Origin of the sequence: Dietzia sp. PP-33 (assembly GCF_033790845.1) — a bacterium.
In the GTDB taxonomy this organism is placed as follows: Bacteria; Actinomycetota; Actinomycetes; order Mycobacteriales; family Mycobacteriaceae; genus Dietzia.
This window is the reverse complement of record NZ_JAMYEI010000002.1, coordinates 297,459-318,932: the sequence shown is the minus strand read 5'-3', so window position 1 is coordinate 318,932 and position 21,474 is coordinate 297,459. Positions and strand designations below refer to the sequence as shown.

The following is a 21,474-nucleotide window of genomic DNA, read 5'->3' as shown; positions in this document are numbered from 1 at the left end:
ATGCCGGCGGCCGGCGACCCATACATTGACCGATGTCGATGAATTGCCTAGGGTTGGGCCCATGAGCACCCCGGTATCGGCCACCGCCGGCCCCCCCGCCCCTGTTGATCCCGAGGCGCCGGTCGCCGCGCGGCTGTCCTTCCTCGACCGTTATCTGGCGGTGTGGATCCTCGCGGCGATGGCGCTCGGACTCCTGCTCGGGCGCGTGGTGCCCGGGATCGCCGAAGCGTTGGAGGCGGTCGAGGTCGGTGGCATCTCGGTCCCGATCGCCGTCGGCCTGCTGGTGATGATGTATCCCGTCCTCGCGAAGGTCCGCTACGACGAGACGCACCGCGTCACAGGGGACCGCACGCTGCTGGTCCTGTCTCTCACGCTCAACTGGCTGATCGGCCCGGCGCTGATGTTCGCGCTGGCCTGGCTGATGCTCCCCGACCTCCCCGAGTACCGCACGGGGCTGATCGTGGTGGGCCTGGCCCGGTGCATCGCCATGGTGTTCATCTGGAACGACCTCGCCTGCGGTGACCGGGAGGCGGCGGCGGTGCTCGTCGCCATCAACTCGGTCTTCCAGGTGATCGCGTTCGCCGGCCTCGGATGGTTCTACCTGCAGGTCCTCCCGGGTTGGCTGGGCCTGGAGACCACCACCGCCGGCTTCTCCGTCTGGGCCATCGCACTGAGCGTGCTGGTGTTCCTCGGTATCCCACTGCTGGCGGGGTTCCTCACCCGCCACTTCGGCGAGAAGGTCAAGGGCAGGCAGTGGTACGAGGGGACCTTCCTGCCGAGGATCGGTCCGTGGGCCCTCTACGGCCTGCTGTTCACCATCGTCGTGCTCTTCGCGTTCCAGGGGGACGAGATCATCAACCGCCCGATCGACGTACTGCGTATCGCACTGCCCCTGCTGGCCTACTTCGTGCTCATGTTCGGCGGGAGCCTGCTGGCGGCACGGGCGACGGGGCTGAACTACGCCAAGTCGACCGCCGTCGCGTTCACCGCGGCGGGCAACAACTTCGAACTCGCCATAGCGGTGAGCATCGGAACCTGGGGAGTGGCGTCCGGTCAGGCGCTCGCGGGCGTGGTCGGACCGCTCATCGAGGTCCCCGTACTGATCGCTCTCGTCTATGTGAGCCTGTGGGCTGGAAAACGCCTGTTCAAGGGAGATCCCACAGTTCCCGGCGCGATCCACCAGGACGCGGCGGCCGTGTCCGGGACAACGGGAGCCGATCACCGATGACACCGACCATGTCAGAGACGTCGCAGCGGCCCCGCGTCCTGTTCGTGTGCAAGTCCAACCGCGGCAAGTCCCAGATGGCCGAAGCGCTGCTGCGCCAGGTCGCCGGGGAAGCGGTCGAGGTCCGTTCGGCCGGTACGCAGCCCGCACTGGGGAAGTCGCCGAACGCCGAATCCGTGGCGTCGCTCGCCGAGATCGGTGCCGACATGTCGGGGGCCGTGGCCGAGCCGGTCGACGACGACGTCCTGCGCCACGCCGATCGTGTGGTCGTGCTCGGTACCGCCGCGCGACTCGGCCGGATCGACGGGATGCGCGCGGATATCGAGGTCTGGGACACCGACGAGCCGAGCGAGCGTGGAATCGAGGGTGCGGAGCGGATGGCACTGATCCGCGACGACATCGCCGCACGGGTCCGCGCACTCTGGGCGGAACTCGCCCGGGATCAGTAGCCGACGTAGCGCTCCGGCTCCTCGCCGAACGTGAACCCGCGGCCCGAGATCTTCTCCGGCGTGATCTCCACGAAGTTGTACTTCAGGGTCGGGATCCACGGCTTGAGGTCCAGCTCCTCCGCGCGGTTGATCTCCGCGAAACTGTCGAGACGACGTGCCTCGCCGCGCACGATCACGGACCATGCCCGCTGGTCCTCGATGTTGTCCACCTGGAAGACCACGTCGGGGTGGATGGTTAGACCGGCTAGTTTGCTGCCCTCCGCGGTGCGGAAGACGAGCCTGCCCTCCGGCGACACGGCGTAGTTGACGGGGAAGATGTCCGCACTCCCACCGGAGACGGTGACCAGACGGCCGAGCGACTCGGTCGCGAGCAGCTCGAGTGAGCGTTGCTCGTCGAATTCGATGATCGGGTTGTCCGGGTTGTCGTCCATGGATGGATTCTCCCAGGCTCCGGCCCTGTGCGGAAGAGCGCCGGGACCTCGAAATAGCACCCCCCGGGTGACGGACCTCACTCCACGTCGGCCACCTGCGAACTCATCGGCTATTCAGGTAACGATCTGACGAAGGTAGATGCAGCAACCGGTCGGCGTCACTACGGTGGGAGGCGACTATGAACCCAGGAGAACGAGCAGCACCCCGTAACCCTGATTCGTCCGACGCGGTATTCCGTCAGCCCACCGCGGCAGACGGGAACCGCATGTGGGAGATCGCCCGCGACAGTGGAGTCCTCGACCTCAACTCCTCCTATGCCTACGTGCTGTGGGGAGCCGAGTTCTCGGAGAGTTCGGTCGTCGTCGAGGTCGAGGGCCGTGTCGTCGGTTTCGTCACCGGATTCCTACGCCCGTCGGAGCAGGACACGATCTTCGTCTGGCAGGTGGGCGTGGACGCGGACCAACGCGGCAAGGGCCTTGCCGCACGACTGCTCCACCACCAGATGGACCGCCTCGCCGAGCGCGGGGTCGTCCGACTGCGCACCACCATCAGCCCGGACAACCAGGCGTCCCAGCGCACCTTCGGTGCGGTCGCCCGCGACCGGGGTATGACGCTGTCCAGCGAGGACTACATCAGCGCGGAGCTGCTCGGTGAAGGACACGAACCCGAAGACCTCTACACCATTTCCTGACAAGGGCGCCCGGACCCCGCAGGTCCGTCATCGCCGCCCCACCCCCCGTTCCGATGGAGTGATCACCACCATGACCGAAGCCACGCATGACCCCAACCTGGACACCTCGATCTTCAGCGATCGGGAGTCCGAGGTCCGCAGCTATTCCCGGAACTGGCCGGTGGTCTTCGACACGGCGAAGGGCACGACGATCACCACGGTCGACGGTGACGAGTACCTGGACTTCTTCGGCGGCGCCGGCGCCCTGAACTACGGCCACAACGACGACGACATGAAGGACGCCTTGCTGGAGTACATCCAGCGCGACGGCGTCACCCACTCCCTGGACAAGTACACCGTGGCCAAGCGGGCGTTCCTGGAGACCTTCACGACGAAGGTCCTCGAGCCACGCGGGCTGGACTACAAGGTCATGTTCCCCGGACCGACGGGCACCAACGCCGTCGAGTCGGCCCTGAAGCTCGCGCGCAAGGTGACGGGCCGCGAGGCGATCGTCAACTTCACCAACTCCTTTCACGGCATGACTCTCGGCTCGTTGTCCGTGACCGGCAACTCCATGAAGCGGGCCGGTGCCGGCATCCCCCTGGTGCACGCCACCCCGATGCCGTACGACAACTACTTCGGTGGCGTCACCGAGGACTTCCAGTGGATGGAGCGGGTGCTCGGCGACTCGGGCTCGGGCATGAACCGTCCGGCCGCGGTGATCGTGGAGTGCGTGCAGGGCGAGGGTGGCATCAACGCCGCACGCGCCGAGTGGCTCCAGGCACTCGAGGAACTGTGCCATCGTCACGAGATCCTGTTGATCGTCGATGACGTCCAGATGGGGTGTGGCCGCACCGGCGAGTTCTTCTCGTTCGAATTCGCGGGCATCAAGCCCGACATCGTCTGCCTGTCCAAGTCGATCGGCGGCTACGGTCTGCCGCTGGCGATCACCCTGTTCAACCGTGAGCTCGACGAGTGGACCCCGGGCGAGCACAACGGCACCTTCCGCGGCAACAACATGGCGTTCATCACCGCCGATGTCGCGCTGCGCAAGTTCTGGTCGGATGAGGAGCTGCAGAACCGCACGCTTGAGAACGGCCGGATCCTCCGCGAGCGCTTCTCGCCGTTGGTCTACAAGTACGAGGGCAAGCTCGAGCTGCGTGGCCGGGGCATGGCCTTCGGCATCGCGTTCCTCGAGTCTCCCGAGCTGGCGGGCGAGGTCATGAAGCGGTGTTTCGACCACAAGATGCTCGTCGAGACCGCCGGGCCGAGCGACGAGGTGGTCAAGTTCCTCGCGCCGCTCACTCTCAGCGACGAAGAGCGTGACCGTGGTGTCGAGATCTGCTACGAGGCCGTCGATCACGTCCTGGCGGCGCAGTACACCTGACGTCGCCCGACTCCGGCCTGACCCCCACCTTCGACGAAGAGGCACCACATGATCGTCCGTACCACCGCCGACATCACCGACACCGACCGCCACATCAAGGGCAACAACGGCAACTGGGTGTCCAAGCGCATCGTCCTGGCCGACGACCGGGTGGGGTTCTCGTTCCACGAGACCACCATCGCCGCGGGCACGACCAACGACTTCCACTACGCCAACCACATCGAGGCCGTCTGGCTGACCCGAGGCAAGGGCACGTTGCGTGATCTCACCAACGACAAGGAGTACCCGCTCGCCGCGGGCACGATGTACCTGCTCGATGGCAACGAGAAGCATCAGGTGATCGTCGAGGAGGAGATGCAGATGCTGTGCGTCTTCAACCCTCCCGTCGTGGGCGAGGAGAACCACGACGAGAACGGCATCTACCCGCTCCTGCGCCTGCAGGACGACGGTTCGGTCGTACGGGAGAAGTAACTCCACACCTGTAGCACAGGCTCCCCGGCGGATCCACTCACTCCGAGCGGAATCGGCCGGGGAGCCGCAGTATCTACGGCAGGATGCCGGTCATGCCCTCGCCCGACCCCCGACCCGCCCCGCCCTGGGGTACGCGCCCTCTTCGGCTTGCGCGCCCGGATCGCACGCTTTCGGAGGGGGCGCGCGCCGGGTTCGGTCCATTCCGGGCGCGCATCCGGACGGTCGCACAGGGCAGAATGTGCGGGTGTCGACCATCGTGTTCCTCCACGCCCATCCCGACGACGAGACCTCCCAGACCGCGGGGATGATGGCGCTCGCCACCCGCGACGGGCACCGCGTGGTGACGGTGTTCGCCACGGACGGTGATCACGGCGAACGTCCCGAGCACCTCGGTCCGGACGGCGACCTGGTCGGGCACCGGCGCGGGGAGGCCCGTGCGGCGGCGGCGGTGCTGGGGGTGGCCCGGATCGACTGGCTCGGCTACCGCGATTCGGGAATGACGGGGTGGGAGCAGAACGACCACTCGCTGAGCCTGCATCGCGCCGACGTCGACGAGGCCGCGGCGCGATTGTCCCGGATCCTCGACCGCGAGGACGCCGACGTGCTCGTGGGATACGACCATCACGGCAACTACGGTCACCCCGACCACATCGCGGTGCACCGGATCGCCCGCCGCGCGGTGGAACTGGCCGCGCGCCGTCCTCGGTTGCTGGAGGCGACGACCAATCGGGACGCACAGCTGGAGATGATCGACAGTCCCGCCGCATCCGAGTTCATGCAGACCCTCATCGCCGGAGGGATGGACCTGGACGTGGATCGCATACGGCAGGCGATCCTCACGGGGGACGACGGCCTACCGATCGGGGTCGCGGAGGCCGAGATCGCGTGGGCGATCGACCTTCCGGCGGACGTGATCGACCTCAAGCGCCGCGCGATGCAGTGCCACGCCAGTCAGACCAGCGACATCGGCATGATGCTGGCCTTCCCGCCGGATATGTACGCGATGGCCTTCGGCACGGAGTTCCTCATCGAGCCCGGCACGGACGCGCCGATGCGCCGCGGGTGGCCGTTCGACTGAACCGGCCCGGCTGCGGGCGCAGCGCTCACGGCACGTCGCTCAGGGCATGTCGAGGGCGCGGACCCAGTCTCCGTGCCCGTGCGCCGTGGCCAGGGGTCGACCGCCCACTGCGACGACGAAGATGCCCTTGTGGCGGCGGATCGACTCGGGGACCTGCTCGGCGATGTCGGGCAGGAGGGTCACCCCCTCGACCGAGATCCACACACAGTCCAGCGCCGTGACCCGGCGGACGAACTCCGCGCGGGCCGGTGGCTCGAGGTAACCGAGGACCGCCGTGTGGAACACCACGGGTGTCGACCCCGCGGGACAGGCGGCGACGGAGGCCTCCAGCTTCTCCACCAGGTCGCCCGCGATGATCCTGGGCGGGTCGGCGGCCGCGATGTCGAGCGCGGCGTCCAACCGGGGCACCCGCTCGGACTGCTGTCCCGGCCAGATGAGGCTGCGCAGCCAGGCGCGCGAGTCGTGGCTCGCGGGGTCGATGGGAGACAGGTCCACACCGCCGCGGTGGACGACCTCGGGAAACGACCGGGGGAGGGGGACACCATCGCGCAGGTCGCAGGCCAGGACCGGGGCGCCGGGGGGTGGGTCGGCGGGCCGGAGGTCGTGGGTCTCGCCGCCGTCGAGGGAGTAGCGGTAGGTGTACCTGTCCGGGTACAGGCACAGGCCCGCGGAGGCGCCCATCTCGACCAGCGACAGCGGTCCGGGCAGCAGGGAGAGGAAGGGCAGCAGTACCGCGCAGCGCTTGGCCTCGTTGGTCTGCGTGGAATGGGTGAGAGCGATCCGCTCGATCTGCGCCCAGTGGGCGTGGACGAAGTCCCGGAACGCCGCGTAGTCCTCGGTCTCCGGGGCGCCCGCGTACCGGGCGGAGGCGAAGACCAGTGCGGGCTGTCTCTTGAGCCTGGGCAGGCGTTCGATGAGCGCGCAGGTCGCGGGGTCCTCGGCGATACCGCGGGCCCACGCCAGGTAGACGGGTGTCCGGGCGCGGACCTCGAACTCGGCGAACTCGGCGTAGCGGGTGGGGACGTCGTCGACGTGCGCGGAGTCCATACGACCAGCGTGGCATACCGGCCGCGTCGGATCACCCGGAACGTGGACCCGCCCCGCCCCGCCCCGCCCCGCCCCGGCCGCGGGCACCGGCCCCGGCGCTGGCGCTGGCGCGCATGCCCGGGACCGGGTACGTTGGTGATGTATCAACCACTCGCCGCGCCCGACGACCGCAGGAGACCCCATGGCTGACGACACCGACTTCACGCCCGCGAAGAACGCCTCGACCGACGGCGAGTTCGTCCGCGATGCCACCTACATCAACGATCGCGTGGTGGCCGACCTGCCGGCGGGATCGGACCCGGTCGGGGAGAAGGTCGGCGAGATGCGCTGGCCCGTCGAGGCCGGCCGCTACCGACTCCTGGCCGCCCGGGCGTGCCCCTGGGCCAGTCGCACGATCATCGTGCGCCGTCTCATGGGACTCGAGGACGCCATCTCCATGGGGCTGGCCGGCCCGACACACGACGTCGACTCGTGGGTCTTCGACCTCGATCCGGACGGGCGCGACCCGGTCACGGGGTTCCACCGCCTGCAGGAGGCCTACTTCAACCGGATCCCCGACTATCCGCGCGGCATCACGGTCCCGGCTCTGGTCGACCTGCCCACCCGGTCGGTGGTGACCAACGCCTACCAGAAGCTCAACTTCGATCTGCTCAGCGAGTGGTCGGCATTCCACCGCGACGGCGCCCCTGACCTGTACCCGGAGCCCCACCGGGACGAGATCGACGAGCTCGACTCCTGGATCTACCCGACCGTCAACAACGGCGTGTACCGGAGCGGTTTCGCGGCCGATCAGAACGCGTACGAGGAGGCGTTCGACGAGCTGTGGGCCTCGCTGGACCGGCTCGAGGAGCGACTCGCCACCCGTCGCTACCTCGTCGGGGAGTCCATCACGGTCGCCGATATCCGACTGTTCACCACGCTCGTGCGCTTCGACGCGGTGTACCACGGCCACTTCAAGGCCAACCGCAGCAAGATCACCGAGATGCCCGCCCTGTGGGGTTATCTCCGCGACCTGTTCCAGACGCCCGGTTTCGGCGACACCTGCGACTTCCCGCAGATCAAGGAGCACTACTACAACGTCCACCGCGATGTGAACCCCACCGGGATCGTGCCCAAGGGACCGGACCTGAGGGGGCTGCTGACGCCGCACCACCGTGAGGAGTTGGGTGGCAGCCCGTTCGGTGACGGCACCGCCCCGGGGCCGATCGAGAATCCGGCGGAGAGAGTGCCGGAGGGGCACGGTGCCGTGTAGATCCGGACGGTAGGCCTACACTGGTCGCCTGTGAACCCGAACCCCGGCGATATCGGTCGCTATCGCAACAGCGCCCGGCAGTTCGTCATGTTCGCACTCGTCGGCGGGTCCGGGCTGGTCGTCAACATGGTCGTGACGGTCCTGATGAACAAGGCCAACGGCGGCACCCGGAACGCACAGGAGATCTTGTTCCCGCTGGGGGACACGGAGTTCAACTTCCGCTTCACCACCCTGGTGTGGATAGTCGCGTTCCTCGTGGCGAACGTCTACAACTTCATGCTCAACCGGCACTGGACGTTCGGCAAGGGCCACAAGGCGCCGGTTTGGCAGGAGTTCTGGCCGTTCCTGGTGGTGGGGTCGGTGGCCGCGGCCGCGGGCATCTTCATCAAGCTGGCCTTCACCAACCCCACCTCGCCGCTCTATCTGTCGGAGCCGTGGTGGCACGAGGACGCGGGGATCCACTCCCGCGAGTACTGGAGTCAGCTGCTGACGATCCTGTTCACGATGCCGATCAACTTCGTCGTCAACAAGCTCTGGACGTTCCGCGCGGTGCGTCGCCGTCACCACGCGCGCTCCACCGCGGACACGGTGGTCTAGGGGGCGGATCATGGAGTCCTCGCCGTTGCTGTTGTGGTTCGACCTGGTCGGCGTGTTCTTCTTCGCGCTGTCCGGCAATCTCCTGGCCGCACGCAAGAACATCGACATCACCGGCGGGCTGGTGCTGGGTCTGCTGGCGGGACTGGGCGGCGGCATCATCCGGGACGTGTTGCTGGGCGTGACCCCCCTTGCGCTGACGCAGCCGGTTCTGCTCGTCGCGCCGTTCGCCGCCGCCGTGGTGGTGTACCTGATGGGCGCGCACCTGCACCGCGTACGCACGCTGATCGTGGTCTTCGACGCCGCCGGCCTGGGTCTTTTCTGCACCTTCGGTACCGCACGCGCGCTGGAACACGGGATGCCGATCGCCTCCGCGCTGCTGCTCGGCGTGGTCACCGCGGTCGGCGGCGGTCTCATGCGCGACGTCGTGGCCAACGAGATCCCGGCGGTGTTCAGCGGGTCCGACCTGTACATCATCCCCGCGACCACCGGCGCCGCGCTGACCGCGTTGGCCGTGGCCACCGATTTGTGGGGGCCGGTCGCCGCGGCGGTGTTGTCCGCGTTCGCGTTCGCGTTCAGGATGGTCGCCTGGCGGTTGCAGTGGCGTGTCCCGGCGCCGATGCGGGGCTGGAGCATGAGGGGGTTCGACACCCGCCTGCGGCGCGACCGTGCGGTGTTCGGCCGTCCGGGAAAGAAGAAGGACGACGACGACGAGGCCCGTCGCGACGACGACGTGGACGACTACCGGGATCGCCCACCGGGCCCCCGCCGGTAGTGTGTGCCGACGTGCAGTATTACCTCAGCCTGCTGGGATTCGCGGCGATCGACTCGGTCAACCTCCTGGCGTTCGCCGTGATCGCGGGACTCTGGCTCGCGGCCTCGGGCCGGGGCGGGGGCTTCACCTCCCGCGCCGCACGCTTCACCGGTGGTGCGTTCTGCGGCATCATCCTGCTCTCACTGGTGTCGGTGTGGGTCATCGGCAACAACGAGGAGTTCGTCCGGAGCCTGTTCTACAACCTGTGGGCGATGGTGGTCCTGGGGGTGATCGGTCTGGTGATCACCGTGATGGGTCTGCGCAGGCCGGCGGAGGCGAAAGAGGACAACGTCGAGGCCCCGTTGGCCCAGTCCGTGCTGCAGAGGTTCGGCATCATGGCCACCGGCGTCTGCCTGGGTGTCATCCAGTCGGGGACCTCCGCGCCGTTCGCCGCGGGCATGGTCCTCATCTCGTTCTCCGAGACGCCCTGGTGGTCCAAGTTGCTGCAGATCCTGTTCTTCGCGATCATCGCGATCCTGCCGAGCACGGGGTTGATCATCGCGCTGTCCCGCGTGAACTCGTCCGGCGTCGCCGCCGCGACCCGCAGGATCGATCGTTTCCTCGCCCACGGTCGGGTCGCCGGGCGGGTGCTCACGCTCGTGGTGGGAGTGGCGTTGGTAATCCTGGCCGCGGTACGCATCGTGCAGCTCACCGGGCTCCTGGCGTAGCCGGAGTTGATGTACCCGGATCTGTCGTAGACGGAACCTAGGGTGACGGCGACCACCGGAGAAGGTGGTCCACGAACCTCCAGGGGGAGACATGGCCGAGCACGGGACCAGCAGCACGACAACCGGACCCACCACGACCGCCGACACCACAACGACCGCCGGCGCCACAGCGGACCCGGGCGCCCCGGTCCGGGGCGAGGACGGTCTGATGCGCCCGCCCTGGGCGGCGCGCGATCCGTTGCTGCGGGAGTACTACGACACCGAATGGGGGATGCCGGTCCACGAGGAGTCGGGGCTTTTCGAACGGCTCGTCCTGGAGGGCTTCCAGTCCGGACTGAGCTGGGTGACGATCCTGCGCAAACGGCCGGCGTTCAGGGAGGCGTTCGCGGGGTTCTCCCCCGACGCGGTCGCGGGCTTCGGGGCCACCGACATCGCACGGCTGATGGACGACGCCCGGATCGTGCGCAACCGGCGCAAGATCGACGCGGCCGTAGCCAACGCGCGGGCGGTGGTCGCACTGCGGGCAGAGGGCGGTCTCGGCGAGCTGATCTGGTCGTATCAGCCCGAGCGCACCCCGGAACCCCGGACGATGGCCGAGGTGCCCAGTCGATCCCCGGAATCGGAGGCCCTGGCGAAGGATCTCAAGCGGCGCGGATTCAGCTTCGTCGGGCCGGTGACGGTCTTCGCGTTGATGGAGGCCATCGGGGTGGTCGACACCCACCTGGTGGATTCGCATCGGCGCGGCAGTTCTGGCATCTGGACCGGCGAGGTCGCCCCCTGACCGCCCCGGGCCGGGGTCAACCCGGGGGGTTCGGCTGAACCGGCTGGTCAGGCAGGCCGGTCGGTCCGGGCGGTCCGGGCGGTCGGGGCGGGCCAGGCAGGACCGGAAGGCCCGCGTGCGGGGGGAGCCGGGGAGTGGAGCCGGCGAGCGAACCGGCCGACGTCAGCCGCCCGGTGACCGGCCAGCTCAGGCAACCGGGGATCCCGCGGAGCGCGGCCATCCGGGCGAGGGAATGGGCGAGATCCGTCCTGCTCAACGCGCCGTCGGCGAGTGCGCGCTCCACGGCGTCCAGGGCCTCGGGGATCCCGGCGGTGGTGATCCATAGCGGGGAGTCGGCCCCGGCGATGAGCGATTCGGCGACCGCCCTGGGCAACGGGAAGTCGTTCGTCACGGCGCGCATCCCGGACAGGTCGTCGGTGAAGATCGCGCCGTCGAAGGGCGGGGCGCCGTACCCGTGGCCGTCCCGCAGCAGGCGGTATGCGGCCGGGGAGAGCGAGGCCGGCCGGTCGATCCCCGTGAGGCCGGGCACCTGGGGGTGCCCCAGCATCATCGCGACGCCGGGGGTCGCGGCGAGTTCGGAGAACGGCCGCAGATCGTGGGGGAGGAGCTGGTCCAGCGGTGGCACGAACACCGATTCGTGGTGGCTGTCCCCGGAGGAGCGGCCGTGCCCGGGGAAGTGCTTGAAGACAGGGGTCACACCGGCATCCGAGAGGCCGGCGGCGAACGCGCGCGCATAGCTGATCACACGGGCCGGATCAGGGGAGAAGGACCGGTCGCCGATCACGGCCCCGTCCGGCTGGTCGGACACGTCGACGGACGGGGCGAAGTCCACGGTCACGCCCATCCCGCGCAGGAACTCGCCCCGGGCCTGCGCGGTCGAGCGGACCTGCTCGGGGCTCATCGTGGCGGCCATGACGCGGGCGGACGGCATCGGCCCGGCGTAGGGGGCGATGCGGGAGACGCGGCCGCCCTCCTCGTCTATCGCCACGAGCAGCGGCAGCGGCGAGTCCTGCTGCAGGCGTGCCAGCCCGTCGCCGGAGACCACCTCGCCCACCACGTCTCCGCCGAGGAAGATCCCGCCGATGTTGTGCTCCTCGACCGCCCGACGAGCGTCGGCCACCGAGCTCACGCCCACCGTGAACAGTTGCGCGATCTGCTGGCGCTGGCTCAGCGAGTCCAGTGGCGACTCGCAGACCGGGGCGGGGGGCGAGACCTGCGAGGACTGCGCCGACTGTGCGTCCTGTGTGGCCTGCGAGGACTGCTCTGCCGGTCGGGCGGGTGCCGGATCCACGCCGGGCCCGGAGGCACCGGGGCCGGCGGAGCCGCAGCCGGCCAGCACCATTCCGGCGACCAGTCCGGTGACCGTGAGACGACGCCGGAGGGTGGGGAACACGCCCCAAATGTAGCCGCTGCTCCGCTCCGGCCCGTGGGCCCCGGGGCCGGTTCACCCACCGGCCACCTGTGGGTGCGACCCTGAGCCGGTGACCGCTTCGCTCGCCCGTCGTCTCGGGCTGACCGATGCCGTCGTGGTGGGCCTGGGCGCGATGATCGGTGCCGGGGTGTTCGTGGCCTTCGCCCCGGCGGCGGCCCGCGCGGGGTCGCTGGTGTGGGCCGCGCTCGCCGTCGCAGCGGTGGTGGCGGTGTGCAACGCCTTGTCGTCAGCCCGCTTGGCCGCGCGGTTCCCCGCGGCCGGCGGCACCTACGTCTACGGCCGTGAGCTGCTCGGTCCGCTGCCCGGATTCCTCGCCGGCTGGGGATTCGTGGTGGGCAAGACCGCCTCCTGTGCCGCCATGGCGCTGACCGCGGGTCTGTACGTGTGGCCCGGGCACGCCCACGTCGTGGCAGCCGTGGCGGTGCTCGCCCTGACGCTGTTGTCCGTGCTCGGGGTCCAGCGCACGGCGACCGCGTCGAAGGTACTGGTCGCGATCGTCCTGGGGGTGCTGGCGGTATTCGTCGTCGCGGCATGGACCGCCGCACCGGTCCCGCCCGACCTGGTGCAACCACCGCCGCCGGTGGACGGGGAGGCCTGGCCGGCGCGGATCGTCGGTGTCCTCGGCGGGGCCGGGTTCTGTTTCTTCGCCTTTGCCGGGTACGCCCGCATTGCCACTCTCGGTGAGGAGGTGCGCGACCCCGCCCGGACCATCCCGAAGGCGGTGGTGGTGGCGATCTCCGTGGTGATCGTCGTGTACGCGGTGGTCCTGGCCTCCACGGTCCAGGTGCTCGGGGTGGGCGGCGTGGCGGCGGGCCCGGCCCCCGTCCTCGACGCGGCCGAGCGGATCGGTGGAGGCCAACTGGAGCCGGTCGTGCGGGTCGCTGCCGGGATCGCGGCTCTGGGCGCGCTGCTCGGCGGGATCCTCGGGGTCTCTCGCACGACCATGGCCATGGCCCGCGACCGGCACCTGCCCCCGACGCTGGCCGCGGTGCACCCGACCACGCGGACGCCGTATGTCGCCGAGGTCTGCGTGGGCGTGGTCGTGGCCGGCATCGTCCTGGTGGCGGACGTACGCCAGGCCATCGGCTTCTCGTCGTTCGCGGTCCTGGTCTACTACCTGGTCGCCAACGCCGCGGCGCTGCGGCTCCCCCGGGAGCACCGCCGACTGCCCGCGTGGGTGCCGGCGCTGGGTGCGCTCGGGTGCGTCGTGGTGGCCGGGAGCCTGCCCCGGGAATCGGTCGTGGCCGGGCTCCTCGTCTTTGCCGTCGGTGGGGTGGTCTACGCGGTCACCCGCCGTCAGGCGCTCGGACCGGGCGTACCGTCTCAGACATGATCGAGCGCCCGTCCCGAGTCCGCGACCCACATGACCGGCTGCGTCCGGCCGACCTGCGCAGGCCCGTCATCGGCGCCCCGATGGCAGGCGGACCCACGACGCCGGAGCTGATCGCGGCGGTCGGAGAGGCAGGCGGCCTGGGGATGATCGGCTCGGGCTACCTGGACGCCGCGGCCACCCGCGAGGAGATCGCCCGGGTCCGGGCGCTCACCGCCGCGCCGTTCGGCGTCAACGTCTTCCTGGTGGACCGGGCCGACTCGGAGGCGGCACTGGCCGACGCGGGCGGGCCGGAGGCCGTCGACCGCTACTCGGCCACGCTCACCCCGGTCGCCGACCGACTGCAGGTCGTGCCGGCCGAGCGACCGGGTTTCACCGACTTCGACCAGGCCGCGACCCTCGCCGCGTTGGTCGCCGACCCGGTCGCGGTGGTCTCGTTCACCTTCGGGATCCCCGATCGGGACGTGGTGGAGGCGCTGCAGGAGGTGGGTACGGCGGTCGCCGTCACCGTCGCAGGCGTCGGCGACGCCCGGCGGGCGGTCGAGGTGAGGGCCGACTGGCTCTCGGTCCAGTCCGCCGAGGCGGGGGGACACCGCTCCACCACCACGGTGGGTGAGCGCCCGGACTCGATCACCACCGTCGAGCTCACGCGGGCCGTCCGCGAGGCACTCCCGCAGGTGTCGTTCGTCGCGGCCGGTGGGATCAGTACGCCGGAGGACGTCGACGCGGTGGTGCGGGCCGGCGCGGACGGCGTCCAGATCGGGACGGTCCTGTTGCGCACCCCGGAGGCGGGGACCAGCGCCCTCTACCGGGCCGCGCTGGCCGATCCGCGGTTCACCGAGTCGCGGCCGACGCGCTGCTACACCGGTCGCTACGCCCGCGCACTGGTCAACGAGTTCGTGGCCGGGTTCGACGCGCTCGCGCCGGCCGCCTATCCGCACCTGCACCTGCTCACCGGGCCACTGCGCACGGCGGCCGCGCAGGCGGGGGATGTCGAGGTCCCGCCGCTGTGGGCGGGCTCGGGGTGGCGGGCGGCAGGTGTCTACGCCGACCGCCCTGCGGCGCAGGTCGTCGCCGAGCTCTGGGACCGGGCCACGAGTCCGCTACCGAGGTGAACGGTCCGCTCTCCGGCTGCGGGTAGCTGACCGCGCAGGACGGTCGCGGATTGGCCGGGGCCGGGTTCAGCCCGCGCGGCGTTCGGTTTCCGCTGCGATGTCCGCCAGGTCCTGCTCCATGGCCTTGCGGGTCGACCTCTCGGCCAGTCCGCCCATCACGGCCATCGCGACCCGTGCCATCGCCGGGGCGTGTGCGGTGTGGGCGCCGAAACGCATCCGCAGGGTCGATCCGGAGCCGTCGGCATCCGGGGTCACGGTGAACACCGTCTTGTACTCGGTGCCGCCGTTCTCGGCGACGATCGTGGTGGAGTGCGGCGGCTCGGCGGCGAGCACCATCATCTCCTCCGTGGCCTTCATGCCGAACATCTTCCGCGTCTCCCGCCACCGCAGTCCCGGCTGGTAGGGGCCTGGGGTGAGGAGCTCGACCGCCAGGACCCCGCTGAGGGTGCGGTGTGCGGAGGGGATGTCGGTGAGCACCGCCCAGACCGCGTCGGGGTCGGCGGCGACGTGACGGGAGAGGTCGAGCTGCATGGCATCCAGGTTACCGGCGCCGACCAGCCTCAGGTGTGCCGGAAATGCGGAAACCGGCCCCGCCGAGGCGGGGCCGGTCACACGCGGTGCCCGTTCCAGGCTGAGCCCGGCCGGGCGGTGCGCCGTCAGGCGCGACGGCTCAGGAGCCGAAGTTCTCGACGAAGCCACCGAAGAAGCCGAGGACCTGGGCGATGAGGTCGGAGCCGAAATCGGCGGCCTCGGAGCCGGTGTTGACGTTGGCGGAACCGGTGGCGATGCCGTTGATGAAGTCAGAGATCATGGTGGAGATCCTTTCGTCGTACCGGCGGTGGACTCTCCACCGCCGAGGTCTGCGTCGTTCGGACGCTCGTTGGGTACATCCGAACGACTCGGGCCGACGTTACCCAGCCGTGACGTCGAACCCCACCTGACGAGGGGTTATGCGACCCCGAAGGCGGTAAGCCCACATTCATAGCAACAGGAAGGGCGGGACTGGGATTGCTCAGGTGCGAGCTATCTCACACTTTGGTCCGGGGGCCGGAACGGGAGCTCCTGACCGACCGGCCGGAGCCCTGTCGACGGGCCTAGACTCGGAGTTGTGAACGCCACTCGCCCCGAGACCCGCTCCTCCGGACCCGTCGCCCTCCCCGCGGGCTTCCGCGCCCACGCGGGGGCCGCGGGTCTGCGAGAGAGCGGAGACGACGTCTTCGTCGTCGTCGCAGACGGCCCCCAGGTGGCATCCTCGGCGGTGTTCACCCGATCCCTCTTCGCCGGCCCCTCGGTCGTGCTCAGTCGGCGGAACGCCGCGGGCGGCCGTGCGCGCGGTGTCGTGGTGGTGGCCAAGAACGCCAACGTCGCCACCGGTGAGCAGGGCATGACCGATGCGCGCGAGGTGCTCGAGCGTGCGGCCGGCGCGCTGGGTGTGGCCCCGGAGGAACTGCTCATCGCCTCGACGGGTGTGATCGGCCGGCACTACCCGATGCCGGTGCTGCGCGCCCACCTGGACGGCTTGGCCGACGCGGAGTTCGACGCCGACGCGGTCGCGCTGGCCGCGGCCATGATGACGACCGACACGCATCCCAAGACCGCATCGGTGGAGATGACGACGACGAGCGGCGGGACCGCCCGGGTGGTGGGCATCGCCAAGGGGGTCGGGATGCTCGAGCCCGACATGGCCACGATGATCGCCGTGGTCTTCACCGACGCCGCCGTGACCCCGGGTGTGCTGGACGCCGCGTTCAGGGACGCCGTGGACCAGTCGTTCAACTGCCTGTCCGTCGACACCGACACCTCGACCTCCGACACCGCGATCGCGTTGGCCAGCGGGGTGGCCGGGCCCGTGGACGAGGCCGAGCTGCGCCGCGCCCTCGCGACGGTGTGTCTGGATCTGACCCGCCAACTGGCCCGCGACGGCGAGGGCGCGACCAAGCTCCTCACCGTGGAGGTGACCGGCGGCAGGGACCGCGCGCAGGCCAAGCGGGTGGCCAAGGCGATCCTCAACTCCCCGCTGGTCAAGACCGCGGTCCACGGGGCGGACCCCAACTGGGGCCGGGTGGCCATGGCGATCGGCAAGTGTCACGAGGACACGGACATCGACCCGGAGCGCGTCCGCATCGTCTTCGGCGACCTGGAGACCTATCCGGCCTTCCCCGGTCCGGCAGAGCTCGAACGGCTCACCGAGATCATGCGGGCCGAGGAGGTCACGATCTCCGTCGACCTGGGTGTGGCCGACGGCGCCTGCACGGTTTACGGCTGCGACCTCACGCGCGAGTACATCTCGATCAACGCCGACTACACGACGTGAGCGACGCCGCGTCCGATCTCGAGGCCATCCGCGCGGTGTTCGCCCGTCGCCTGTACGTGATGGACACCAAACAGTGGGACGCCTACGGTCCGTGCCACACCGAGGACGTGGTGAGCGGGTCCTGGGCGGCGAGTGGGGGCGCGGCCGAGGTGCGGGGTCGGGAGCGGCTCACCGCCGCCATCCGCGCGACGCTCGACGGGCCCGCCCCGGTGACGAGCGTCCACCACGGCCACACCCCGCTGCTGGAGCTGACGGGGGCGGACCCGGGTACCGGCGAACCCACAGCCTCGGGGATCTGGGCGATGGAGGACCGGCTCTGGTGGACGGTCGACGGGCGGCAGCGGTGGCTGCACGGCTGGGGTCACTATCACGAGCGCTACCGCAGGGTGGACGGGCAGTGGCTGATCGCCTACCGCCGGCTGGAGCGGATCCGGGTCGACACCGGCCACACGGAGGCCTGACCGGCGGCGCGACGGCCGCCGCGATCCCGGCAGCGTGCCCCGCGGCTACCCGGCCGGGTTCGGACTGCGCCGGGCCATCGCCAGCAGGGTCCGGCGGGTGTCGTGCCACACGTCGCCGGTGATGTCGCCCCACGGATCGTGGCCGCCGGGGACGAGGGAGACGCGGGCGGGATCCCCGACCCGGCGGGCCGCCCGGACATAGGCCTCGGACTGCTCGGGGCGCACCACCTTGTCCTGCCGTCCATGGACGCACACCACCGGGATCCCGGTGGGGAGATGCGTCACGGGCGAGGCGTCCACGTAGCGCTGGCGGCGCTCGCGTGAGCGCCCGCCGAGCAGTTCGGCGACGTAGCGGTCACCCGCGCGCTCGGCGTCGAGGAGGTCGGCGACCCCGGCCAGCGACACGCAGCCCGCGACGGGCACGACGGGACGTGCGCCCGGCAGCGACGAGGGCAGTCGCGCCCGCCCGGCGACCCACAGCGCCAGGTGCCCGCCGGCGGAGTGGCCCGAGACCACGACCCTGTCCAGGTCGAGCCGGCCGTCGAGCCGCCCGGAGATCTCGGCGAGATGGTCCACCGCACCGCACACGTCCGCCACGGTGGTGGGCCATCCGCCGCCCGAGTCCACCCGCCGGTACTCGATGTTCCACACGGCCACGTCGAAGGAGGCCAGGTCGCGCGCCTGGTTCTCCATGTAGGCCAGCCCGAGCGAGTCCTTCCAGCCGCCGCCGTGGATCAGCACCACCACCGGCAGGGCCGGGTTCGCGGAGTCCGGCAGGTAGAGATCGCCGAAGGTCTGCCCGTCGGTGTCGCCGGGCTCGTCGTAGTAGTACCGCCGCGGCTCCAGCACCGGGACCGCCCCCTCCGGAGGGGTGTACGGGCGTGGCCCGACCGAGTCGGGGTTCGGGTCACGGGCCACCTCGTCGTCGTCATCCGACCCGAGGACGGAGGTCAGCACCCACCCGGCCACCCCGCCGGCCCCCGCCGACAGTCCTATCAGGACCGATCTCCGGGTCCGGTCCGCGCGGGGGCGGGAGGGGCGGCGTTCGGGCATGCGCTGGCGGGACCTCCTGTGGCGGGCCCGGCCGCCCTCTAGACGGTCCCGGCGACGACGTCGTTCTCCGCTCCATCGTAGAAGGGGATGTACCCACGGTCGGACGAGAGTACGTAGAGCGGCTCGTCGAACTTCGAGGTGTCGAAGGCCTGCTCGCGCAGCTCGGTCTTGCGGCTCTTGTAGGTGGAGGTCACCTCGAGCTCCTTGGAGAGCCGGATGAACAGCGGAACGGCGTAGGACGGCAGCGAGTCGCGCAGGTGCTCGGCCAGCGCGGCGCCGTCGAAGTCCGAACGATCGTGCAGGCGCACCGCGGCCATGCCGGCCTTGCCGTCGGCCTCCGGCACCGGGACGCCGTAGACCACGGCCTGGTCGACCTCGGGGCGGGCGGCGATCACCGACTCGACCTCGGTGGTGGCCACGTTCTCGCCCTTCCATCGGAAGGTGTCACCGAGCCGGTCGACGAAGGAGGCGTGCTTGAGTCCCTGGTTGAGCATCAGGTCGCCGGAGACGAACCACGCGTCCCCGTCGGTGAACGCGTCGCGGACGATCTTCTTCTCGGTGGCCTCCTTGTCCGTGTACCCGTCGAAGGGCTGCGAGTCGGAGATGCCGCTGATGAGCAGTCCCGTCCCGCCCGTTCCCACCTTGCTGAGCCGGCCGTCCTCGCCACGGCGGGGCTCGCCGGTGTCGGGGTCGTAGTCCACGATCGCGAAGTCCATCGGGCAGTAGCCGGTGGTCTTGGGCACGTTGAAGGCGTTGACGAAGGCGATGTTGCACTCGCTGGCCGCGTAGAACTCGCAGATCCGGTCGACCCCGAACCGGTCCTGGAACTCCTCCCAGATCTCCGGGCGCAGCCCGTTGCCCGTCATCACGCGGACCGAGTGGTCGCGGTCGCCGGGTCCGGGATCCTGGTTGAGCAGGTAGCGGCAGATCTCGCCGATGTAGATGGCCGCGGTCGCGCCGGAGGAGCGGGCCTGGTCCCAGAAGCGGGACGCCGAGAAGTGCTCCTCGATCGCCAGACACGCGCCCGACGCGAGCACGCAGCCCAGGCCCACCGTGAGGGCGTTGTTGTGGTACATCGGCAGCGGGCAGAGCAGGACGTCGTCCTTCTTCAGCCGCACCCCCGACAGGCCGAAGCCGGCGAGTGCCCGGTTCCAGCGGTAGTGGGTCATGGTCGAGGCCTTGGGCAGCCCCGTCGTGCCGGAGGTGAACACGTAGTACGCGGTCTCGTCGCCCACGGTCGCGTCGGCCTCCGGGGGGTTGGTGTCCCCCACGTCGTCGCCGAGTGCGGCCAGTTCGTCCTCGAGCCACCGCAGGTCGGCGAACTCGTCCGGGCGGTGGCCGGCGGTGAACTCGCGGAACGGCAGATCGATCGCCGAGCCCGCCGCGATGAGCTCACCCACCCAGTTCTCCCGCGGGATGGAGGCCACGGCCTCGGCGCACTCGGCGCCCACGATGACGACCTTCGACCCGAGGATCTTCTGCGAGTGCTCCAGCACGTCGCCGCGCTGGTGGTGGTTGAGCAGTCCCACTGCGGCGCCGACCTTGACCGCGCCGAGGATCGCCAGCATGACCTCGGTCCGGTTGACCATGCACACCCCCACCGTGTCACCGCGGGTCACGCCGCGTGACTTGAGCACCTCCGCGACGCGGTTGGCCCGCCGGTTGGCCTCGCCGTAGGTCATCTCGGTGCCGAGGAAGCGCACGAACGGCGCGTCCGGTCGGCTGGCCGCGTGTTCCTGGAACTTCCTGCCGATCGACACCTTGTCGCTGGTCCGCGACGTGCGGACGATCTTGAGGCCGCTCAGGACGGTGGGCAGGTCGGCGACCAGCGAGGGCAACCCCTTGGCCAGGTCGAGCGGGGTGAGGGTGCGGGCTCCCTGGCTGGTGCGGCGTCCGCGGTCTGCGGTCTTCTCGGTCACGGCTTCTCCTCTTTCGGTGCGGTGAGTGACTTGGCGGGGTCTCCGGCGAGGCCGCGCCACGCGAGTTCGACGACGACGCCGGCGGCGACCGACGTCGGGATGGACCGGTGTGCGACGCGGTCGGCGACCGCCTCGCCGGCTCCGACGAGCGCGGTGGCGACCACCTCCAGCACGTCGCGGCTGCGCTCGTCCACCGAGTTCTGCTCGAGCAGATCGGTGGTCAGGTCCACCAGGACCGAGCGGGTCTTCTCGACCTCCTCGCTGAACGCGGGTTCGGCGACGGCCTGGCGGTACACGACGTTCCAGGAGTCGGTGTTCTCGTCCACGTACTCGAGGAAGGCCTGCACCACGCTCTCGAGACTGCCCCGGGGCCCCGACCCGCCGGCTGCGGCGGCGGAGGTGAGGTGGTCGATCAACCGACCGGACTCACGGGTCACGCACGCGGAGAACAATTCCTCCTTGGAGCCGTAGTAGAGGTACAGCATCGGCTTGGAGATCCGGGCGTCCCGCGCGATGGTGTCCATCGACGCCGAGCGGTAGCCGAGATCGGAGAACACGCGGATGGCCGAGTCGAGCATCTGTTGCTCGCGGATCGCGCGTGGGATCCGTTTGGTCCCCGTCGTCACTCAGCTCTCCTCCCGGCGGGTCGTGATGTGGTGTCCGGCACCAACTTACCGGCCAGTAAGTAGTTGTGGGCGACACTACGCAGGATCCGTGGTCGCCCGGGTGCTAGTCTTTCGGCGTCGGTGTGCCGCACAGCACTCCCGTGACCCCAATGTCATTACTGTCGTTACCCGCAGGGAGAACTCGATGAGCTTCGGTACCGGAGCGCTCGCCAGCGCAGTCGGCGGAATCGTCCTCGGTGGCATCGTCGCCTTCGGAGCGAACACCGCGATGGCCGAGAACTCCATCCCGGAGGTCGCGCAGCCGCCCGCCGACCAGGCTCTCCTGGGTCAGGTCGAGTACGGCGCCCGCTAGTCCT

The 21,474-nt window shown here is 70.1% G+C and carries 24 protein-coding genes; 16 read left to right on the top strand and 8 right to left on the bottom strand.

Annotated elements, in window-relative coordinates; genetic code table 11:
* The first annotated feature begins 61 nt into the window (after window positions 1–61).
* Complete coding sequence (gene arsB, locus NJE57_RS05595) at window positions 62–1,228, top strand: ACR3 family arsenite efflux transporter (RefSeq protein WP_319027413.1); 1,167 nt, start codon at window positions 62–64, stop codon at window positions 1,226–1,228.
* 8 nt (window positions 1,229–1,236) lie between these two features.
* Window positions 1,237–1,674, top strand: coding sequence for a low molecular weight phosphatase family protein (locus NJE57_RS05590; RefSeq protein ID WP_319027412.1), 438 nt, complete (start codon window positions 1,237–1,239; stop codon window positions 1,672–1,674).
* On the opposite strand, the gene NJE57_RS05585 is transcribed toward NJE57_RS05590, so the two are convergent.
* The gene (locus NJE57_RS05585) at window positions 1,668–2,105 is read right to left on the bottom strand and encodes a pyridoxamine 5'-phosphate oxidase family protein (RefSeq protein WP_319027411.1); all 438 of its coding nucleotides are present in this window, start codon (window positions 2,103–2,105) and stop codon (window positions 1,668–1,670) included. The two genes, NJE57_RS05590 and NJE57_RS05585, sit on opposite strands and share 7 nt — an antisense overlap.
* 179 nt (window positions 2,106–2,284) lie before the next feature.
* Here NJE57_RS05585 and ectA point away from each other — a divergent pair, with 179 nt between their 5' ends.
* The 4 genes from ectA to NJE57_RS05565 all read left to right on the top strand — a co-directional run bounded on the left by ectA (window position 2,285) and on the right by NJE57_RS05565 (window position 5,712).
* Entirely contained in the window at window positions 2,285–2,797 is a 513-nt protein-coding gene (gene ectA / locus NJE57_RS05580) for a diaminobutyrate acetyltransferase (RefSeq protein ID WP_319027410.1), read from the top strand.
* A 70-nt stretch (window positions 2,798–2,867) separates the two neighbouring features.
* A complete protein-coding gene (gene ectB, locus NJE57_RS05575; RefSeq protein WP_319027409.1) occupies window positions 2,868–4,163 on the top strand; it encodes a diaminobutyrate--2-oxoglutarate transaminase in 1,296 nt (431 codons plus the stop codon).
* A gap of 48 nt (window positions 4,164–4,211) precedes the next feature.
* A complete protein-coding gene (locus NJE57_RS05570; RefSeq protein WP_319027408.1) occupies window positions 4,212–4,634 on the top strand; it encodes an ectoine synthase in 423 nt (140 codons plus the stop codon).
* Window positions 4,635–4,878: 244 nt separating this feature from the next.
* Window positions 4,879–5,712 (top strand): PIG-L family deacetylase, encoded by an 834-nt coding sequence (locus NJE57_RS05565; protein WP_319027407.1) that lies wholly within the window; start codon window positions 4,879–4,881, stop codon window positions 5,710–5,712.
* Between the two features lie 39 nt (window positions 5,713–5,751).
* Here the strand turns inward: NJE57_RS05565 and NJE57_RS05560 are convergent, their stop codons facing one another.
* A complete protein-coding gene (locus NJE57_RS05560; protein ID WP_319027406.1) occupies window positions 5,752–6,759 on the bottom strand; it encodes a DUF2332 domain-containing protein in 1,008 nt (335 codons plus the stop codon).
* 181 nt (window positions 6,760–6,940) lie between these two features.
* Here NJE57_RS05560 and NJE57_RS05555 point away from each other — a divergent pair, with 181 nt between their 5' ends.
* The 5 genes from NJE57_RS05555 (at window position 6,941) to NJE57_RS05535 (ending at window position 10,868) form a co-directional block, all read left to right on the top strand.
* A complete protein-coding gene (locus tag NJE57_RS05555) occupies window positions 6,941–8,011 on the top strand; it encodes a glutathione S-transferase family protein (protein WP_319027405.1) in 1,071 nt (356 codons plus the stop codon).
* A gap of 87 nt (window positions 8,012–8,098) precedes the next feature.
* On the top strand, window positions 8,099–8,608 hold the full coding sequence (locus NJE57_RS05550) for a GtrA family protein (protein ID WP_413464367.1): 510 nt from the start codon (window positions 8,099–8,101) through the stop codon (window positions 8,606–8,608).
* 10 nt (window positions 8,609–8,618) lie between these two features.
* Complete coding sequence (locus NJE57_RS05545; RefSeq protein WP_319027403.1) at window positions 8,619–9,380, top strand: trimeric intracellular cation channel family protein; 762 nt, start codon at window positions 8,619–8,621, stop codon at window positions 9,378–9,380.
* 11 nt (window positions 9,381–9,391) lie between these two features.
* Entirely contained in the window at window positions 9,392–10,087 is a 696-nt protein-coding gene (locus NJE57_RS05540) for a hypothetical protein (protein WP_319027402.1), read from the top strand.
* A 208-nt stretch (window positions 10,088–10,295) separates the two neighbouring features.
* A complete protein-coding gene (locus NJE57_RS05535) occupies window positions 10,296–10,868 on the top strand; it encodes a DNA-3-methyladenine glycosylase I (RefSeq protein ID WP_319027530.1) in 573 nt (190 codons plus the stop codon).
* A gap of 16 nt (window positions 10,869–10,884) precedes the next feature.
* Here the strand turns inward: NJE57_RS05535 and NJE57_RS05530 are convergent, their stop codons facing one another.
* The gene (locus NJE57_RS05530; protein ID WP_319027401.1) at window positions 10,885–12,261 is read right to left on the bottom strand and encodes a glycoside hydrolase family 3 N-terminal domain-containing protein; all 1,377 of its coding nucleotides are present in this window, start codon (window positions 12,259–12,261) and stop codon (window positions 10,885–10,887) included.
* An 88-nt stretch (window positions 12,262–12,349) separates the two neighbouring features.
* Between NJE57_RS05530 and NJE57_RS05525 the strand changes: the two genes are divergently transcribed.
* Together NJE57_RS05525 and NJE57_RS05520 are read left to right on the top strand one after the other, a co-directional pair.
* Window positions 12,350–13,633, top strand: coding sequence for an APC family permease (locus NJE57_RS05525; protein WP_319027400.1), 1,284 nt, complete (start codon window positions 12,350–12,352; stop codon window positions 13,631–13,633).
* Window positions 13,630–14,745, top strand: coding sequence for an NAD(P)H-dependent flavin oxidoreductase (locus tag NJE57_RS05520; protein WP_319027399.1), 1,116 nt, complete (start codon window positions 13,630–13,632; stop codon window positions 14,743–14,745). Before NJE57_RS05525 ends, NJE57_RS05520 begins: the two co-directional genes overlap by 4 nt.
* Before the next feature lie 66 nt (window positions 14,746–14,811).
* Here the strand turns inward: NJE57_RS05520 and NJE57_RS05515 are convergent, their stop codons facing one another.
* Together NJE57_RS05515 and NJE57_RS05510 are read right to left on the bottom strand one after the other, a co-directional pair.
* The gene (locus NJE57_RS05515) at window positions 14,812–15,276 is read right to left on the bottom strand and encodes an SRPBCC family protein (RefSeq protein ID WP_319027398.1); all 465 of its coding nucleotides are present in this window, start codon (window positions 15,274–15,276) and stop codon (window positions 14,812–14,814) included.
* A gap of 139 nt (window positions 15,277–15,415) precedes the next feature.
* Window positions 15,416–15,556 (bottom strand): hypothetical protein, encoded by a 141-nt coding sequence (locus NJE57_RS05510; protein WP_319027397.1) that lies wholly within the window; start codon window positions 15,554–15,556, stop codon window positions 15,416–15,418.
* Window positions 15,557–15,853: 297 nt separating this feature from the next.
* Here NJE57_RS05510 and argJ point away from each other — a divergent pair, with 297 nt between their 5' ends.
* Together argJ and NJE57_RS05500 are read left to right on the top strand one after the other, a co-directional pair.
* Window positions 15,854–17,059: a bifunctional glutamate N-acetyltransferase/amino-acid acetyltransferase ArgJ gene (argJ, locus tag NJE57_RS05505; RefSeq protein ID WP_319027396.1), complete on the top strand. Its 1,206-nt coding sequence runs from the start codon at window positions 15,854–15,856 to the stop codon at window positions 17,057–17,059.
* Window positions 17,056–17,520 (top strand): nuclear transport factor 2 family protein, encoded by a 465-nt coding sequence (locus tag NJE57_RS05500; protein WP_319027395.1) that lies wholly within the window; start codon window positions 17,056–17,058, stop codon window positions 17,518–17,520. The genes argJ and NJE57_RS05500 overlap by 4 nt, the downstream gene beginning before the upstream one ends.
* A gap of 45 nt (window positions 17,521–17,565) precedes the next feature.
* Here NJE57_RS05500 and NJE57_RS05495 read toward each other — a convergent pair whose 3' ends face one another.
* Genes NJE57_RS05495 through NJE57_RS05485 form a run of 3 tightly spaced genes read right to left on the bottom strand, consistent with a single transcriptional unit; the run spans window position 17,566 to window position 21,118 of the window.
* Window positions 17,566–18,573, bottom strand: coding sequence for an alpha/beta hydrolase (locus NJE57_RS05495; protein ID WP_319027394.1), 1,008 nt, complete (start codon window positions 18,571–18,573; stop codon window positions 17,566–17,568).
* A 38-nt stretch (window positions 18,574–18,611) separates the two neighbouring features.
* On the bottom strand, window positions 18,612–20,492 hold the full coding sequence (locus tag NJE57_RS05490) for a long-chain-acyl-CoA synthetase (protein WP_319027393.1): 1,881 nt from the start codon (window positions 20,490–20,492) through the stop codon (window positions 18,612–18,614).
* Complete coding sequence (locus NJE57_RS05485) at window positions 20,489–21,118, bottom strand: TetR/AcrR family transcriptional regulator (protein WP_319027392.1); 630 nt, start codon at window positions 21,116–21,118, stop codon at window positions 20,489–20,491. Before NJE57_RS05485 ends, NJE57_RS05490 begins: the two co-directional genes overlap by 4 nt.
* A gap of 184 nt (window positions 21,119–21,302) precedes the next feature.
* On the opposite strand from NJE57_RS05485, the gene NJE57_RS05480 reads away from it, so the two are divergent.
* Window positions 21,303–21,470, top strand: a complete 168-nt coding sequence (locus NJE57_RS05480) for a DUF2613 domain-containing protein (protein ID WP_319027391.1) — start codon at window positions 21,303–21,305, stop codon at window positions 21,468–21,470.
* Window positions 21,471–21,474: the final 4 nt, after the last annotated feature.

Bases quoted from the DNA above. Each gene is read 5' to 3' on its own strand.
- arsB (WP_319027413.1), top strand. From the start codon at position 62: ATGAGCACCCCGGTATCGGCCACCGCCGGCCCCCCCGCCCCTGTTGAT.
- NJE57_RS05590 (WP_319027412.1), top strand. From the start codon at position 1,237: ATGTCAGAGACGTCGCAGCGGCCCCGCGTCCTGTTCGTGTGCAAGTCC.
- NJE57_RS05585 (WP_319027411.1), bottom strand. From the start codon at position 2,105: ATGGACGACAACCCGGACAACCCGATCATCGAATTCGACGAGCAACGC.
- ectA (WP_319027410.1), top strand. From the start codon at position 2,285: ATGAACCCAGGAGAACGAGCAGCACCCCGTAACCCTGATTCGTCCGAC.
- ectB (WP_319027409.1), top strand. From the start codon at position 2,868: ATGACCGAAGCCACGCATGACCCCAACCTGGACACCTCGATCTTCAGC.
- NJE57_RS05570 (WP_319027408.1), top strand. From the start codon at position 4,212: ATGATCGTCCGTACCACCGCCGACATCACCGACACCGACCGCCACATC.
- NJE57_RS05560 (WP_319027406.1), bottom strand. From the start codon at position 6,759: ATGGACTCCGCGCACGTCGACGACGTCCCCACCCGCTACGCCGAGTTC.
- NJE57_RS05555 (WP_319027405.1), top strand. From the start codon at position 6,941: ATGGCTGACGACACCGACTTCACGCCCGCGAAGAACGCCTCGACCGAC.
- NJE57_RS05550 (WP_413464367.1), top strand. From the start codon at position 8,099: ATGTTCGCACTCGTCGGCGGGTCCGGGCTGGTCGTCAACATGGTCGTG.
- NJE57_RS05545 (WP_319027403.1), top strand. From the start codon at position 8,619: ATGGAGTCCTCGCCGTTGCTGTTGTGGTTCGACCTGGTCGGCGTGTTC.
- NJE57_RS05535 (WP_319027530.1), top strand. From the start codon at position 10,296: ATGCGCCCGCCCTGGGCGGCGCGCGATCCGTTGCTGCGGGAGTACTAC.
- NJE57_RS05520 (WP_319027399.1), top strand. From the start codon at position 13,630: ATGATCGAGCGCCCGTCCCGAGTCCGCGACCCACATGACCGGCTGCGT.
- NJE57_RS05515 (WP_319027398.1), bottom strand. From the start codon at position 15,276: ATGCAGCTCGACCTCTCCCGTCACGTCGCCGCCGACCCCGACGCGGTC.
- NJE57_RS05510 (WP_319027397.1), bottom strand. From the start codon at position 15,556: ATGATCTCTGACTTCATCAACGGCATCGCCACCGGTTCCGCCAACGTC.
- NJE57_RS05495 (WP_319027394.1), bottom strand. From the start codon at position 18,573: ATGCCCGAACGCCGCCCCTCCCGCCCCCGCGCGGACCGGACCCGGAGA.
- NJE57_RS05480 (WP_319027391.1), top strand. From the start codon at position 21,303: ATGAGCTTCGGTACCGGAGCGCTCGCCAGCGCAGTCGGCGGAATCGTC.